Annotated in this window: 16 protein-coding genes; 11 read left to right on the top strand and 5 right to left on the bottom strand. The window is 44.7% G+C overall.

What is annotated here, in order from left to right:
- Positions 1-245: 245 nt before the first annotated feature.
- Entirely contained in the window at positions 246-1,526 is a 1,281-nt protein-coding gene (locus SPHMEL_RS04315) for a vWA domain-containing protein (protein ID WP_042667497.1), read from the bottom strand.
- Positions 1,523-2,668: an AAA family ATPase gene (locus SPHMEL_RS04310; protein WP_042667950.1), complete on the bottom strand. Its 1,146-nt coding sequence runs from the start codon at positions 2,666-2,668 to the stop codon at positions 1,523-1,525. The genes SPHMEL_RS04315 and SPHMEL_RS04310 overlap by 4 nt, the downstream gene beginning before the upstream one ends.
- Before the next feature lie 135 nt (positions 2,669-2,803).
- On the opposite strand from SPHMEL_RS04310, the gene SPHMEL_RS04305 reads away from it, so the two are divergent.
- The 6 genes from SPHMEL_RS04305 (at position 2,804) to SPHMEL_RS04280 (ending at position 7,496) form a co-directional block, all read left to right on the top strand.
- A complete protein-coding gene (locus tag SPHMEL_RS04305; RefSeq protein ID WP_042667496.1) occupies positions 2,804-3,196 on the top strand; it encodes a PCC domain-containing protein in 393 nt (130 codons plus the stop codon).
- Positions 3,165-3,662, top strand: a complete 498-nt coding sequence (locus tag SPHMEL_RS04300; protein WP_042667495.1) for a GIY-YIG nuclease family protein — start codon at positions 3,165-3,167, stop codon at positions 3,660-3,662. Before SPHMEL_RS04305 ends, SPHMEL_RS04300 begins: the two co-directional genes overlap by 32 nt.
- A 64-nt stretch (positions 3,663-3,726) precedes the next feature.
- Complete coding sequence (locus SPHMEL_RS04295; RefSeq protein WP_042667494.1) at positions 3,727-4,185, top strand: OB-fold nucleic acid binding domain-containing protein; 459 nt, start codon at positions 3,727-3,729, stop codon at positions 4,183-4,185.
- Complete coding sequence (locus SPHMEL_RS04290) at positions 4,178-4,507, top strand: PqqD family protein (protein ID WP_012608329.1); 330 nt, start codon at positions 4,178-4,180, stop codon at positions 4,505-4,507. The genes SPHMEL_RS04295 and SPHMEL_RS04290 overlap by 8 nt, the downstream gene beginning before the upstream one ends.
- A 257-nt stretch (positions 4,508-4,764) precedes the next feature.
- Positions 4,765-5,940: a thiolase domain-containing protein gene (locus SPHMEL_RS04285; protein ID WP_042667493.1), complete on the top strand. Its 1,176-nt coding sequence runs from the start codon at positions 4,765-4,767 to the stop codon at positions 5,938-5,940.
- Positions 5,940-7,496, top strand: coding sequence for an acyl-CoA carboxylase subunit beta (locus tag SPHMEL_RS04280; RefSeq protein ID WP_042667492.1), 1,557 nt, complete (start codon positions 5,940-5,942; stop codon positions 7,494-7,496). Before SPHMEL_RS04285 ends, SPHMEL_RS04280 begins: the two co-directional genes overlap by 1 nt.
- Positions 7,497-8,125: 629 nt before the next feature.
- Here SPHMEL_RS04280 and SPHMEL_RS04270 read toward each other — a convergent pair.
- Positions 8,126-8,647 (bottom strand): biotin/lipoyl-containing protein, encoded by a 522-nt coding sequence (locus SPHMEL_RS04270; protein WP_042667490.1) that lies wholly within the window; start codon positions 8,645-8,647, stop codon positions 8,126-8,128.
- A gap of 151 nt (positions 8,648-8,798) precedes the next feature.
- On the opposite strand from SPHMEL_RS04270, the gene twy1 reads away from it, so the two are divergent.
- Positions 8,799-9,893 carry a 4-demethylwyosine synthase TYW1 gene (twy1, locus tag SPHMEL_RS04265; protein ID WP_042667489.1) on the top strand — a complete coding sequence of 365 codons (1,095 nt, stop codon included), beginning with the start codon at positions 8,799-8,801 and terminating at the stop codon, positions 9,891-9,893.
- Between the two features lie 28 nt (positions 9,894-9,921).
- Here twy1 and SPHMEL_RS04260 read toward each other — a convergent pair whose 3' ends face one another.
- Positions 9,922-10,734 carry a winged helix-turn-helix domain-containing protein gene (locus SPHMEL_RS04260; protein WP_042667488.1) on the bottom strand — a complete coding sequence of 271 codons (813 nt, stop codon included), beginning with the start codon at positions 10,732-10,734 and terminating at the stop codon, positions 9,922-9,924.
- Positions 10,735-10,845: 111 nt separating this feature from the next.
- Here SPHMEL_RS04260 and SPHMEL_RS04255 point away from each other — a divergent pair, with 111 nt between their 5' ends.
- Both SPHMEL_RS04255 and SPHMEL_RS04250 read left to right on the top strand, forming a co-directional pair.
- On the top strand, positions 10,846-11,583 hold the full coding sequence (locus SPHMEL_RS04255) for a thioredoxin family protein (RefSeq protein ID WP_042667487.1): 738 nt from the start codon (positions 10,846-10,848) through the stop codon (positions 11,581-11,583).
- An 11-nt stretch (positions 11,584-11,594) separates the two neighbouring features.
- Complete coding sequence (locus tag SPHMEL_RS04250) at positions 11,595-11,969, top strand: metal-dependent transcriptional regulator (protein WP_042667486.1); 375 nt, start codon at positions 11,595-11,597, stop codon at positions 11,967-11,969.
- Positions 11,970-12,011: 42 nt separating this feature from the next.
- On the opposite strand, the gene SPHMEL_RS04245 is transcribed toward SPHMEL_RS04250, so the two are convergent.
- The gene (locus SPHMEL_RS04245) at positions 12,012-12,437 is read right to left on the bottom strand and encodes a CopG family ribbon-helix-helix protein (protein WP_042667485.1); all 426 of its coding nucleotides are present in this window, start codon (positions 12,435-12,437) and stop codon (positions 12,012-12,014) included.
- 191 nt (positions 12,438-12,628) lie between these two features.
- On the opposite strand from SPHMEL_RS04245, the gene SPHMEL_RS04240 reads away from it, so the two are divergent.
- Both SPHMEL_RS04240 and SPHMEL_RS04235 read left to right on the top strand, forming a co-directional pair.
- Complete coding sequence (locus tag SPHMEL_RS04240) at positions 12,629-12,907, top strand: hypothetical protein (RefSeq protein WP_042667484.1); 279 nt, start codon at positions 12,629-12,631, stop codon at positions 12,905-12,907.
- 65 nt (positions 12,908-12,972) lie between these two features.
- Entirely contained in the window at positions 12,973-14,736 is a 1,764-nt protein-coding gene (locus tag SPHMEL_RS04235) for a type III PLP-dependent enzyme domain-containing protein (protein ID WP_042667483.1), read from the top strand.

The raw sequence follows: 14,736 nt of genomic DNA, 5'->3' as shown, positions 1-14,736 counted from the left end.
ACCAGCCTGGATGATGGAAGCCGTGCTCTGAGCCTTGATGGGCTAAACCTAGATGCGACCCACGTGCCGTTTGGGTCGAATACGATCCATGAACCCGCAGAAATAGCAAAGCTTCTGTGGACGGGGCAAGTCCTTCCTAGATGAAACCATGGATAATAATATAATTATGGCGAACACCTAGGGAGAAACGGAGTCATATATTAATTAAAGCTGGGTTACTCACTGATGCTGGGTCGTTGGATCCATTAATTAAACTCCACTACTCTCAACATGCCTGCTTTATCTAGTTTTTCAATCTTCAGGTATTTATAAGATATGTTTCTCAGGTTCTCATTGTCCCCCATGATCATCACTGTAATTAGCCTTGAATCCGTTTTCTTTAAGTTATACCTAACCATGTTTTCAGCTATTCTATCGACGCCATCGGTGATCAATATTATGTCTGACTCCCTAGCAATGCTCCCAGTCCTTATATCCGTACACGCTGTTATAATAGCCCTAGAGATGTCTGTGCCACCTGCTCCTTTAACCCTTGCCATGTAGTCTAGCAACTTAAGCACCTCATTAGGCTTGGAAATCCTCCCTATCCTATACAGAGGATACGGCTGGCTATCAAAGAATCTTAGATAGAACTCCCTATGTGTTTTCACAGCCTTAAGGTAGAGACTTATCGCTACAGCCTTACCCCAGGTTATCTTCACCCCATCCATGCTACCGCTTTTATCCAGTAGGACATACATGGGTCCGAGACTCTCCTCAACCACTTTCTCATAGAGGAGTAGCTTCCTCTGTGCAAATCTGGTGTAGAATACCTCACTCGGTAGAATCAGGTTCGAGGGAACTATTCTCTCGAGATCTCTCCCATACTCATACCCGGCTATCTCGCCGTGCTTAAACCTCCTCTTCTTCTTTTCTACGCTGAGCTCCCATGGCTTCAGCCCTTTCAGCATCTCGAGTATTCTCTTCACATCTATGTTCCTAGCCAGCTTAAGTACCTCAGCTACATCCTCATCCAGGGAGAGCTGGCTTGCGGAGCCGGGCTCCAGCCCTTCTACTATTGATTTAAGTTTCTTCACGTTTTCTATATCGATGTTCACAGTTGTAAGCGCTTTCTCAACTATTCTACTGACTTCAGTGTTTTCGTTAACATTCATTTGCTCACTTCCCACTTTACTCTTGCCTGCCACCTCCTCTAGTAGCTTTACCTCTGAGAGGAAGACGCTTGCAGCGATACTACTGATGAAGGAATCCATTATAGTTCTGCTCTTAACAATTGGGAAATTGGGGGAGTCTTTTAAGGCTCTTAGAACCCTGTACTCTTCTCCCCCACCTGGGTCATCTTCTCTGAGTAGTGGAACCGGTAAGTAGAACAAGTAGAAGATGTCGACTGCGAATTCATTGGAGATATCGAGTTTCCTCCCAGCGAATAACTCGGCCAACCTCTTTATCTTCCCTCCTCTATACCTTACAACAGGATCCCCGTAGTCCACGCCTCTTAAGTATCCTTCCTTATTCTCGGAGCTCATAGTACTAGCTTCCTCTTGATGAGGTCTATTGCATCATTTAATTCGCCCAGTACATCTATGGCTCGTCTCCTTACAACTTCATCGCCTGTCTCACGGGAAAGTTTCTCGAGTTTCTCCCTAAGGGTTTCGAAGCTCCTTAGATAATCTAGTAGCCTTGGGTCGAGCTCACTACTCCTCAGTATATATGCCTTCGCCTCTCTGAGATTCGCCTCTATCTCGCTTAACTCTCGCAGGTGTTTTTCCCGTGCCTCAACCTCGTCTAGGAGGATTGAGTATGCTTTCTCAGCCTCCTCTCTATCACGTGGCGCAACGTATTTTAACACATATAGGTCTTCCTCGGTAGCCTTCATTCTACCCTTTAGAAACGCGTGGGCAGCAATGGCTTTAAGCGCCTTCCCCTTCCTCCTATCTGTTAAATGCACTCCCTGATCCTCGAAGACAGCATACAGCTTTAACAATTTTTCCTTCACCCCGCTTACATCCACCTTGAAGATCATTGATGTAACCGCCCTGACTTCATCGATCGAGATAACGGGCCTAGCCTCCTGGTAGACTCCTTGTTCGATAAGCCATGAGGAATCCAGCAGTCTTCCCCACAAGTCCTCGCTCACCGGTTTAACGAAGTGACGTAATAGGAAGCGATCATATATAGCCTGGAGCTCTGGTTCGTCCGGGACATTATTACTGGCAGAGATCAAGGTTAGCAAGGGTATCCTTATCTCAGAGTAGCCATCGTAAACTACTCTCTCATTCATAAGGGTAAGTAGCATGTTGAGGACTGCTGAATTGGCATTGAATATCTCATCTATGAAGGCTATGTCTGCTTCAGGTAGCTTCCCCTTAGTAACCCTAATATATTTCCCATCCCTAAGGGCAGCTATATCCAGGGGGCCGAATAATTCATCCGGCTCCGTAAACCTTGTAAGCATATATTTGAAGAACCTGGCTTTAACTAAGTCAGCTAAACGACGCGCTAGAGCAGACTTAGCTGTGCCAGGCTCGCCAATTAATAAGACATGTTCGCCCGAGATAAGTGAGAGAACAAGTAGCTCCGCCTCCTCACTCCTACCGACAAATGGCTTCTCAAGCTCTACCAGTAGATTAATAATCTTATCCATTAGATATCTTGGCTCGAAAGCCATGCTCACCTAAATCACCCTTGAAATCATTCTCAGCTGAGTAACTCTTCTTCATTCTCACTCCGCTGAAACCGGGTTTCATCACCATAACAAGGTTATATTAGTAGAACCTAATATATTGTACTGGTGTAACACATCTTGAGGATAATACCTGTTAAAATAAATGAGGGCGATGTAGTCCATAGAAGTATCGAGGAATATATACGTAGAAACAGCTTGAAGGGAGGCATTATAACAGGGATTGGAGGCCTCATGGAAGCTGTAATAGGATTCTACAGCCCTGAGTCCAAGACATACTTGGAGAAAAGAATCAAGTCATCCGGGAGCGTCATCGAGGTGGCATCACTACAGGGAAACTACCTGGTTAAGCGGAACGGTGAGGTGAGCATCCATATACATGTAGTAGCAGGATTTGAGAACACTACTGTTGCCGGCCACCTGATCCACGGCACCGCTAAGCCGATGCTGGAAGTTTTCCTCATAGAGATCGGTGAGGTAGTTGGAGAAACATTCATCCATAGGGCTAGATGAGTACAGGAGGTCCTGCTACATACTAGTACTAGAGCTTCAAGAAGAGACAAGCATAGATTTAAGGCTCGGCAGGCAGAAACTAACACTAGGACCCGGTGTATACCTCTACATTGGCTCGGCGAAGGGCACCTGTGACGTATTTTGCAGGGTGCTCCGTCATCTTTCTTCATGGAAGAGGCTGCATTGGCATATAGATCAATTAACCAGTGACGCAAGAGTATTGAAACACGGGTTCTTCATTATTAAAAACAATCACGGTGACTGTGAGGCCGCTCTATCAGGCATCCTTAGAAGAATATTTGATTACGTGAATGGATTCGGGTGTAGTGATAAACCAGGCGATGTATCCCACCTATATATTTGTAGTGGCATCTTGGAGGAATGTATTATCCAAGTATACAGGGTTCTCGACGACTCCTGCTTTGAACCAATATGGATCCAGGTTGAGTTATTGCCGGAAGGATAATATTTAAAAAGCCTTACATGTATACGGTTAATCACCGTAACCAAATATGGGAGTCGAAACCGTAATGAGTTCGAATCCAAATAAGGGGGAAACCCCTCCTACAAATATAATAGATCTAAAACCAGGAATGGAGAAGGTAACCGTTAAAGCCAGAGTAATAAAGATAGAGGCACCAAGGGTCATAAGGACTAAGAAGGGTCCTAGAACAATAAGCAACGCGATACTAGGCGATGAAACAGGGAGAGTAGAGACAACACTGTGGGGAGAAAAAGCAGGTACCCTGCAAGAGGGAGACGCAGTCGAAGTACACGGCGCATGGACAACAGAGTTCAAGGGGAAGGTCCAGCTAAACATCGGCAAATCAAGCGAGATAGTGAAGATAGATGACAGTTCTGTACCACATTCTGGAGAGATCCCGGAGGACTCGCCGACAGCGCCCCCAGGCTCGGGAGGCATTAGCCGGCCGCCTAGGAGACAGTTCGGTGGTAGAAGAGGCCCTAGGAGGAGTGACGTAGATGAGTGAGGAGCATGTGCATGAACACGATCATCCAGGACATGAGGAAGCAATTAATAGGTTCAACGAGTTGAAGGATGTCAAGCCGGTTAGACAGGGAGAGTTCCTGGGAGAGGAGCAGGAGAAATTCTATGTTGCATTAAGCGAGGAAGAAGTATACGAACTCTCACCTCTGGCATATTATATATGGGTAATGTGTGATGGCGAGCATACAGTGAATGAGCTGGCTGAATCAATAAGTAAGGAGGCCCAGATAGACGTTAAGGATGTAATTGAGCCATTAGTAATGGCTCTCGACCAACTCTATGAAGCTAAACTCGTGAACTACTAGGCTAGGCAGTGCATCCATAATATAAAATTCAATCCATGTTTTTCAACGATTCCCCGGTAAGCCAGCCCAGGCAAATTCTTTAATACCGTCTGAAACAATATATTGTTTTATATAGATGGCCGGAGACTCCAGTACCGATAATGATGAGGAGACTCCACCCCTCGGGACGCTTCTTGTTCAGTCCAGAGTGTTTAAATAATTGCTGTATAATTTATTCTATCAAGGCAATGCATGTCTATCTTAGGGTGCGATTAGAAATGGATAGTGTATTCATAGTCGGAGTTGGCATGACCAAGATTAGCAGGTTTTACGAGCAATCCGCTAGAGAGCTTTTCTCCCAGGCACTATGGAAGGCTATCGAGGACGCTGGAGGAGTTAAGCCAAAGGCGCTTGTAATAGGCAACATGATGTCGAGTGTTTTAATGAACCAGGATAGCTTGGGTGCTTTACTAGCAGATTACGCTGGTTTAAGAGGAATACCGGCATTCAAGGTCGAGGCTGCATGTGGCAGTGGTGGGGCAGCCCTGTATGCAGGCTACGCGATGGTCAAGGCTGGAATAACTGATGTAGTCGCTGTCGGAGGTATCGAGAAGCAGACAGAGGCTACAACACCATATGTTACTCGTGCATTAGCCCAGGCAGCTGATGCTGACTTTGAGGTTTTCTACGGTGTTTCATTTACAGGGCTAAATGCGATGATCGCCAGGCTATATATGCAGTTGTTTGGTTATAGCGAGGAGGATTTATCACACTGGCCTCTTAAAATGCATGAATATGCCAGCTATAATCCATATGCACAACTACCTAGGAAAACAAGTATGAAGGAGATACTTGAAAGCCCCATGATCGCTGACCCGATAAGATTATTCCATGCAGCCCCGCTGGGTGATGGAGCAGCTGCCGTGCTCCTTGTAAGGGGAGAGGAGAAGGCACGCGAGATAGCGAAGTCGACTGGTAGAGATACACTTGTAGAGCTGGCCGGGATAGGCATGGCTACGGACAGCGTTGACCTGGCATCGAGAAATAATATACTTGTAATGGAATCCACTGTCAAGGCGGCACAGGAAGCGTTGAAAATGGCTGGATTAAGCCTCAAAGATATAGATTACGCCGAGATACACGATGCATTCCATATAACTGGCTATGCAGCATTAGAGGACATAGGCTTCGCACCGAAAGGAGAGGCACCTAAGCTATTCAAGGAGGGGCGTTTCCAGAAAGGTGATAAGCCCGAGGTGAACTTTAGCGGTGGATTAAAGGCAAGGGGACACCCAGTTGGTGCGACAGGCATATACCAGGTTGTTGAATCAGTGATGCAGTTACGCGGAGACTTTCCAGGGTTTAAGGCCAGTACCCCAGCAACGGCTCTAACACATAACATAGGTGGTGTAAGCACCATAGCAGTGGTATCAGTGTTGAAAAGGTGGAGGTAGTGAGTCACGAGGACTTATTGAGAAAGGTGAATGAGTACAGGGAGAAATCCATAGAGGGCGGTGGCAGGGATAAGATTGAACAGCAACGACAGAAAGGTAAGCTGTGGGTAAGGGATAGGTTAAACAGGTTACTTGATCCCGACTCCTTCACCGAGCTACAGTGGATGAGGACGCATAGATCAACATATTTCGGTCTGGATAAACTCAAATATTATGGCGATGGAGTTGTAACAGGTTACGGTGTGATCGATAAGAGACTGGTTTACGTTTATGCCCAGGATTTCACGGTTCTAGGTGGAAGCATAGGCGAAGTACATGGTGAGAAAATAGCTAGGCTAATCGAGCTAGCCATCAAGACAGGTGCACCGGTGATAGGATTATACGACTCCGGTGGAGCCCGCATACAGGAGGGCGTTGGATCGCTTCACGGATGCGGTAGGATATTTAATGCCAATGTAAAAGCCAGTGGAGTGATACCACAGATAGCCGTTATAATGGGGCCATGCGCCGGTGCTGCTGCCTATAGTCCAGCACTCATGGATTTCGTTATAATGGTTAAGTCGTCATACATGTTTATAACTGGTCCAGAAGTAGTTAAAGCTGCACTTGGCGTCGATGTAACATTTGAGCAGCTTGGTGGAGCTAATATCCATGCATCAACAAGCGGTGTAGCACACTTTATCACCGAGGATGAAGACTCAGCATTGGCCTTGGTCAGGAAGCTCCTCTCATATCTCCCCAGCAATAACATGGAGGAACCACCCTTCATTCAAACGGAGGATCCTGTAGATAGAAGAATAGATGAGATCTATGAGATTGTGCCAACAGACCCTGTCAAATCCTTTGATGTCAAGAAGGTTATTAGCTTACTTGTTGATGAAGGCGACTTCCTAGAGGTGCATGAACACTACGGTAGATCAGCGGTTGTAGGATTTGGCAGGATAGGCGGGTACACTATTGGTATAGTTGCCAATCAGCCAGCTGTGAATGCTGGCGTAATAGATATCGATGCAAGCAATAAAATAGCTAGATTCGTTAGATTCTGTGATTCATTCAACATACCAATAGTGACACTAGTAGATACACCAGGCTTTATGCCTGGAGTAGATCAGGAGCATGGTGGTATAATAAGGCATGGCGCAAAGGTATTATACGCGTACTCGGAGGCGACAGTACCAAAGATAACACTGGTTATGAGGAAGGCCTATGGAGGAGCCTACATAGCTATGGGTAGCCTCTCGCTGGAAAGCGATATAAACCTAGCATGGCCTACAGCAGAGATAGCGGTAATGGGGCCCGAGGGAGCTATAAGAATACTCTATAGGAAGGAGTTATCCCAGGCACCTGACCCCGAGGAGCTTGCACGAAAGAAGCTGGCCGAGTATAGGGAGACATTCGCAAACCCGTTTAGAGCTGCCGAGCTGGGATACATAGATGATATAATAGATCCAGCCTTAACAAGGTTGAAGATATATGAGGCGCTTAAGGCTTTAAAGAATAAGAGGGAAGAATTCCTAGGCATGATACCCAAGAAACATGGCAATATACCTCTCTAATATTCTTTTCCAGTATCATTTACCTTAATATGGCTTGCCCTCTCGACTACTCCATAGATGAAAGATACAGCCCCCGAATAGATGCAGGGAATCCCCCCGCTCTTCAGGGTGAGGAGGTCAGTTCTTAGGGGTTCAGGGTCTGATATTAAGTTTATGTTGGCTGTGTTGTCCCTTCATCTGGCTTAGGGGTGTTGAGGGGTATTCTGAGACCCTGTATCCCGGGCTTCTTTTGGAGGTGTCCTCAGCCCCTCACCTTATTATAATAAACTCTTCACAGCAGCAAACAACACCAACCAATACAAGCCCATATAAAAACCAAAACAACAGCCAAGGACTCATATTCCTAGTCATGGAGCACGGTGTCCCATATATTAGTATATTCCCTTATCTACAGCGTTTCCCCGCTGATGTTTTGTTAGCGGGGTTAGCCCCTGGCCTGGGCTCACTTGCTTCACCTAGACTGCATGGGGCTCGGTCGAGTCCAATGCTGCAGGGCCCCATCCGGGTTTCTAGCACGGCCCTCACCGCACAGCGGATCACAGGAGCTCTAAGTACTCTAGAGATATTAAAGTTATCTATAAATCCACAGCAGCCTATTACCAGGCAGAAGGCTCAGTGAACCCGTACAACTATTTCATTAGTTTAACCTTAACTAATTTATCCCCTTTGCTAATGGATACGCCTGGTTTGATATACACTGCTTCAACTACTCCTTTAAATGGTGATTTCACCTCGATAAGCATCTTCATTGATTCAAGCACTGCTATCACATCGTTTTCCCCTACTTCCTGTCCCTGCATTACTTTAACCTCTATTACTTTACCACTTATGGGTGCTGTCACCACTCCCTCTTCTACCTGGATCAGTTTTTCTTCTTTCCTTTCTTCCACTTTAACTGGCGAGACATATTCCTTTACTTTTTTAACTAGTATGGGCTGGAGGTCCACATATATTTTATCACCAACTATTCCTACGGAGGTGATTTTATCATCTATGTATAGCATGTATCGTTCATCGCTCTCCCTTAATACTCTCACCCTGTGCATCCTTCCCTCAGCATCCTTGACCACGATGAGGTCCTTGTCTTTTGTCAGAACTTCCAGCTCTATATTTTCATCGCTGAATAATACTATGCTATACTTCTTAGGCATCCCGACACCCCATCACTTTAATCAGCAACGCCAACCGTCTTCATTAATCCGACACGGGTTCGCTCATCACTATACTTAACTATTAGTTGGGAGTGGTTAAATACCTTTGATTTATAACTCTGTTAAAACATTAGTAGACATGAAGAGGTGAATGGTTTTGACTATAGACTGGGACGAAGTCAGGAAGAAGCGCGAGGAATTCTGGAGCAGTAGCCCTGTTTACAAGGCTATTTACGATAGGCTAGTGAAGCAGGGCTATCACTTAATAGGTACTATAGGAGCTGTTAAAAGATGCCACTGGAGCAAGGAAGCCGTATTGAGGAATAGGTATTGCTATAAGTGTCTATGGTACGGTATTGAGAGCCATAGATGTATACAGATGACGCCTGTAGTAGCATGGTGCTGGAATAGGTGCCTTCACTGCTGGAGGCTCCAGCCAGAGGATATAGGCATGCACTGGGATGACACGCGTCCCCCAGTGATCGATGATCCAGAGATCCTGGTCGAAGAAAGTATTAGGGCCCACAGAGAGATCATGGCTGGTTTCAAGGGTAATCCAAGGGCTGATCAAAAACTGGTTGAAGAAGCATTGAATCCTAAGCATGCAGCCATAAGCCTAACCGGTGAACCAACACTTTATCCAAGGCTTGGTGAGCTAATAAGCGAGTATCATAAGAGAGGCATCACTACATTCCTTGTCACACATGGTACAAGGCCTGATACTCTCAGGAACCTTGAAACAGAGCCGAGTCAGCTGTATATAAGTATAGAGTCATGGGATAAAGATAGCTACGAGCACTTTAACCGCCCCTTAGTACCAAGGGCATGGGAGTTATTTAATGAAACACTTGAATTAATACCCAGCTTCAAGTCTCCCACGGTATTCAGGTTCACGATAGTAAAGGGGTTCAACGATCATGAAATAGCTCTTAAGAACTTCGCTAAATTCATTGAAAAAGCACAACCATCATACGTAGAGGTCAAGGCATACATGTATATCGGGGGAAGCAGAGGTAGGTTATTCAAAAACAATATGCCAAGCCATATAGAGGTAAGGGAAATAGCCAGGAAAATAGCTGAGTTAACAGGTTACACAGTGATGAGCGAGTCCGTGCCAAGCCGTATAGTTCTCTTAAGCAGGGTAGGTAAGCCGAAAAGACATGGTAGGGGATGCCCTGATGGGGTGGAGAACCCTGAGAAATATGTACCGGTATTAACGGAGGAGTATGAGGAAATACAGGATTAGTCCTTCACAATATTATGGATCCTGCATTTCACGCGTTGACCAAGCGGTATTCTTTCCCAGCGTATAATATTACAAGCATTTCATTCCTCATCTCGTTTAAAAGTGTTTTCTCCAGGTTGCTCAACTTGCTTACTTCACTAGCCTTAATGGGGAACTTCTTCTTGAATTCCTCATAGAATACATGGTCCACTATGAGCGTGCCAATCCTGATCAACCTTCCCTCTAGCAGGTATTTGTCTAGCAGGGGTCCAAGCCTGCTCTGGGCTTCATTCATGTTCATCACAGGGGTTTCTATGACATATTGTCCCTCTCCACCGCTTTGGCTACCAGTGTGCTGAACCATATCATGGTGCTTCACAACCTCCTTGGCGAAGTTCTCTAGGCTCGTTAATCTTGCATCAAGATCTTTTATTTTAACCTCTAACTCCCTCAAGCGCTTGGAAAACTCTTCTAACTGTTTAACTAGTAAGCTAACGTGATCCAGTGTTTCAGGAGCCTGCTGCATCCGCCTCTCTGTCCTACTCTCCTGTCGCTTCTCGTCAACGGATTTCTCACTTGAGGCGGCTTCTTCACTTGCTGGGCTACCCTGTTTCTCCTGTGCAGTATTCTGTGGGGATATTGTTTTCTGTTTTGTTAACTCTGCTATAAGACTCCTCCCCCTTGTCGTTATAATATATCCTCTTCCTGCTTTCTCCACGTATCCACTGTACCTAAGTCTCTCAAGTATCTCCTTCGCCCTGGAGAAATCTATACCAAGTATCTCAGCTATCTCCCTGGATGAGAGGCTTGGCGTATTATTCAGTATCTCTAGCACTCTAAGAGTATATGATCTGGCCTGCAATAATTATACCCATTTTATAACTAGCCTATAGAGATCCTTATTAAGTTAATCCATATATTTTAAAAGGTGTTAAATAAAATAAATGTTAGATGGGCCTAACAGGTGATTACGATGGGAGGCTTATTCGATCCAGATACAGAGTCAGAGTTAAGGAAGATATTCCAGGCTTTTCCCAGAGAACTAAATGATATATTAGTGGTTTCAAGCAGTGGTGGAGGGCATGAACACCATGAAGACGAGGAAGAACATCATCATCACCATGGAGATTGTCCCACATGCGATGAGGCAAAAGTACTTGCAGAGGAAATCATGAGGATTAGCGGGGGGAAGATCAGATTCACGATATTAAACCCTGAGAATTTTTCGGGGTTGAGGCCAAGATATATTCCGGCATTCATTTATGATACCCCTAAGAGGAATATACGCTACTATGGCCTACCAAGCGGACAGGAGTTCGCGCCATTCATATTCATACACGACTATATATCTAACGGCGTTAAGCTATCCAAGAGCGTTATAGAAGAAATAGAGAGTATCGATGCTCCTCTCCATGTAAAGATATTCGTGACGCCAGAATGCCCGTACTGCCCACTAGTTGTAGACTTCTTCAATCAAGCCGGCATAGTTAACCAGAATATAGTTGTCGAGACAATAGAGGCGTTAGAACACCCTATTGAGGCAGACTCTTACGGGGTGCAGTATGTGCCATTCGTGGCGATCACTAAATTAAGCGATTACGAGAAATACGGTGCGAAGCCGGTTGAGGTGATCCCCGGATACCTGCCACCAGAGGAAAACGCGAAGATCCTGGTTAAAGCCGGGAATAAACTAAGGAGGATTAATTCCTGAGGATTAAAACCATGATCGGTGAGCGCTCAGAAGAATACCTGGAAGTAATATATGTGTTATCTATGAATGGAAGGCCAAAGGTCAGGGAGATAGCTAGGAGACTTTGTGTCAAACCAAGTAGTGTCGTTGAATTCCTGAGAAAACTTGCCAATGAAGGCTACATAATATATGAGAAAGGCGGTAAAATAGAGTTAACGGAAAAAGGCCTTAAGGTAGCTAGGGAGATACATGAGAGACATAAGCTATTGGGGTTATTCCTCGAAAGCCTTGGAGTACCCAGGGAGATCGCAGAGGAGGACGCATGTAAAATGGAGCATATATTGCATCCCGTAACGATCTCAAAGATACGCGAGTACCTGGTGAAAAAAAGTTTTTCCGAGCACTAACCTCCTCCCAGCTCTAAAAGAGTGAGGTATTCATTTGTAAAGCTAGTCAACGCATACACATAGGTGTTTAACCAGGATCACACCACGTAGACTCCTAACCTTTTTCATCAGCGACTCAAAATCACTGTATCTACCCCTAAAAGCGATAGTCATTAAACATCTCTCCTCATCGATGTGAATGTGGTTCTCAAAGAGTACCGAGCCAATGTACTCGTGCTGGATTTCAGTGAGCTCTCTATCAATGTCTCCCATACCATGTTTATATAGAACCATTATATAGCCGACTAGGTTGCACCCAGGTATCTCCTCGCTCATTAAATAGGTCCTAAGGGCTTCCTGAACCAGTGAGCTAATGCTTCTACCACCACGTCTCTTCAGGTATTCAATGACCAATTCTTCGAGGTCCCCTGGTAAATAAATACCTATTTTCCTGCCACCCATGACTATCACAAGGGTATCCTTACTCATTAAGATTAATTACCTTTTTCACACATATCATTACCATGGAATGACCGGAGCCCTCCTAAATGATTGATGATTGATTCACGGACCGGGGGACCGCTCCTCAATTACTAGTTATACATTGAATATAGGTCCAGGTATTACTGTAGAGCTTAATTTAAAACCCTTTTATAGTGGATAGTCTTCTCGGGATTTCAATGGATAGGATAGATAAAAGTATATACATTGATTTAAGAGCTAAAGAACTCGAGGACATGTTATTATATAGGTACCTCAGGTTGCTCGAGGAATTAAAAATCCTGGAGTCCAGCATTGATTCAAGTGATTTAAGCGATGAAGACAAGAATAAGTTGAAGGGTTTAATAGAAATACTTGGGGAAAGGATTCTCACGGAGCTCATGAATGCGAAAAATGAAAGAGAAAGAGTAGATGAGATACTATCTCAATCACATGTGCCAATTGAAGAAATTGAATAGTTTAAGCTTAAAAATCCTTAGTATTAATTGAAGACATAGTAAGCCTCTAGGTGTATGAAAAAGAGATGAATAGGGAAGAATGGGATATCAACGTAGCGAAAGAACTATGGGGACTGAACCATAGCATCAGGGGAAGCATTATAACTGTGGATGAAGAGGGATATCTAGTAATAAGTCTTGGAGAGCAGAAAATAAGAGTAAAAAACCTACTGGAAAAACATGGTTTCGATGTAGCATATATAAGGGTACTTCCATTAATAGAAAGGGCAATTAGGACAGTATACGAGGCATTCACAGAGCTGGCTAAAGTCCATGGTTTTAAAGGCAGTCTTCAACCAGTTTTCCCTATGAAGGTCAACCCTATAGAAGTAGTTATAGATGCTATATGGAGGTATGGTGAAAAATATAAATGGGGATTCAACACCGGCTCCCTTGGAGAGCTGGAATTACTCTCAAAGTACTTGGAGAAAGGCAGCAGGATACTCATATATGATGGAGTAGTTTCAGACAGTGTTATAAAGATCTTAGTAAGGTTCAAGGAGAATGGCTGGAGAGTAATAATCGACGTGGAAAGTGAGCACGACCTGGACATCCTATCAAAGTACCCCGAGTTCGAAATAGGGCTCAGGATAAAGCCTCTCTTCAGGCCTGGAGGTAAGTGGGCTCATTCAGCTGGGCTAGAAGGCAAGTTTGGGCTAACAGTAAACACTCTCATGAAACTCAGAGAGGAATACAAGTGGATAGAGGAGAGGGGTCGCCTCCTCCACATACACCCAGGATCACAAATCTATAAATGGAGTGATATGGAGGCATTCATTAATGAGGTTTACAATATATTCACACAGCTACAGTCACATGGATTCCCCAGTATAGAAATAGTAGACCTAGGTGGTGGGCTAGCCTACCCATACCTAGATACTAGGGATGGAACAATTGAGTCGCCGGATTATGGTTTAATAGAATACTTCAACCACATCCTTAAGGTCTTCAGCAGGCTTGAAAAACACCCAACCCTGGTATATGAGGGGGGAAGATACATTGTATCAGCTCATAGAATACTTGTTGCGAAAGTTGTCGACATCCGCCCTTATTCAACAGAGCAGGCACAATCCTTAAGAAGTGCCCAGGTGGAGGATTTCCTAAGTAATGTGAGATCTATAGATGACCTGAAGAAACTGGTGAACGAATACAAGAAGTATATTCACAAGAGTAAGCAAGTGCATCAATATACGTTAGAGGAGAGAGAGCTGGCTGAGGATGTAGTATCTAAGGTAAGGGATGAGTTACTAGCTAAAATATATGAGCTGGTTAGAAACAAGCCGTCCCAGATAGAATCCGTGATAAACGATCCCCTCCTATACAAGCTGGTCACCTCGCCTTCTAAAAGATACATTCTGAACTTCTCGATATTCGCCGATATTCCCGATTCAGTCCTGGTAAACCAGTACTTCCAGGCTGTGCCAGCGCAGAGACTAAACGAGAAACCCGATGTATTAGCGGTACTAGGGGATCTAACCTGTGACAGCATGGGGGAGATCAACGAGTATATAAGCCATGTAAAGACACCCCTCGAGGCATCCGACTGGTTTACTAAAATGGATCTAAGACTCATGTTGATCCCTGGTAGAAGACTCAAGCTTGGAGGAGTCCCATTACACCTGCCAATAAAGGGTGAGAATTATTATATCGCAATACTAGACACAGGTGCATACCAAGACCCCCTCGCTATGAAGCACAACCTCATCTATGGTGCTCCCGAGATAATACTAGATGAGAAAGACGGGGAGGTAGAGGTAAAAATCATTGAGAAAAACGGTAAATACCTCTAG

The sequence above is a fragment of the Desulfurococcus amylolyticus Z-533 genome (assembly GCF_000513855.1).
In the GTDB taxonomy this organism is placed as follows: domain Archaea; phylum Thermoproteota; class Thermoprotei_A; order Sulfolobales; family Desulfurococcaceae; genus Desulfurococcus; species Desulfurococcus amylolyticus.
This window is presented reverse-complemented; position numbering and strand designations above follow the sequence as displayed.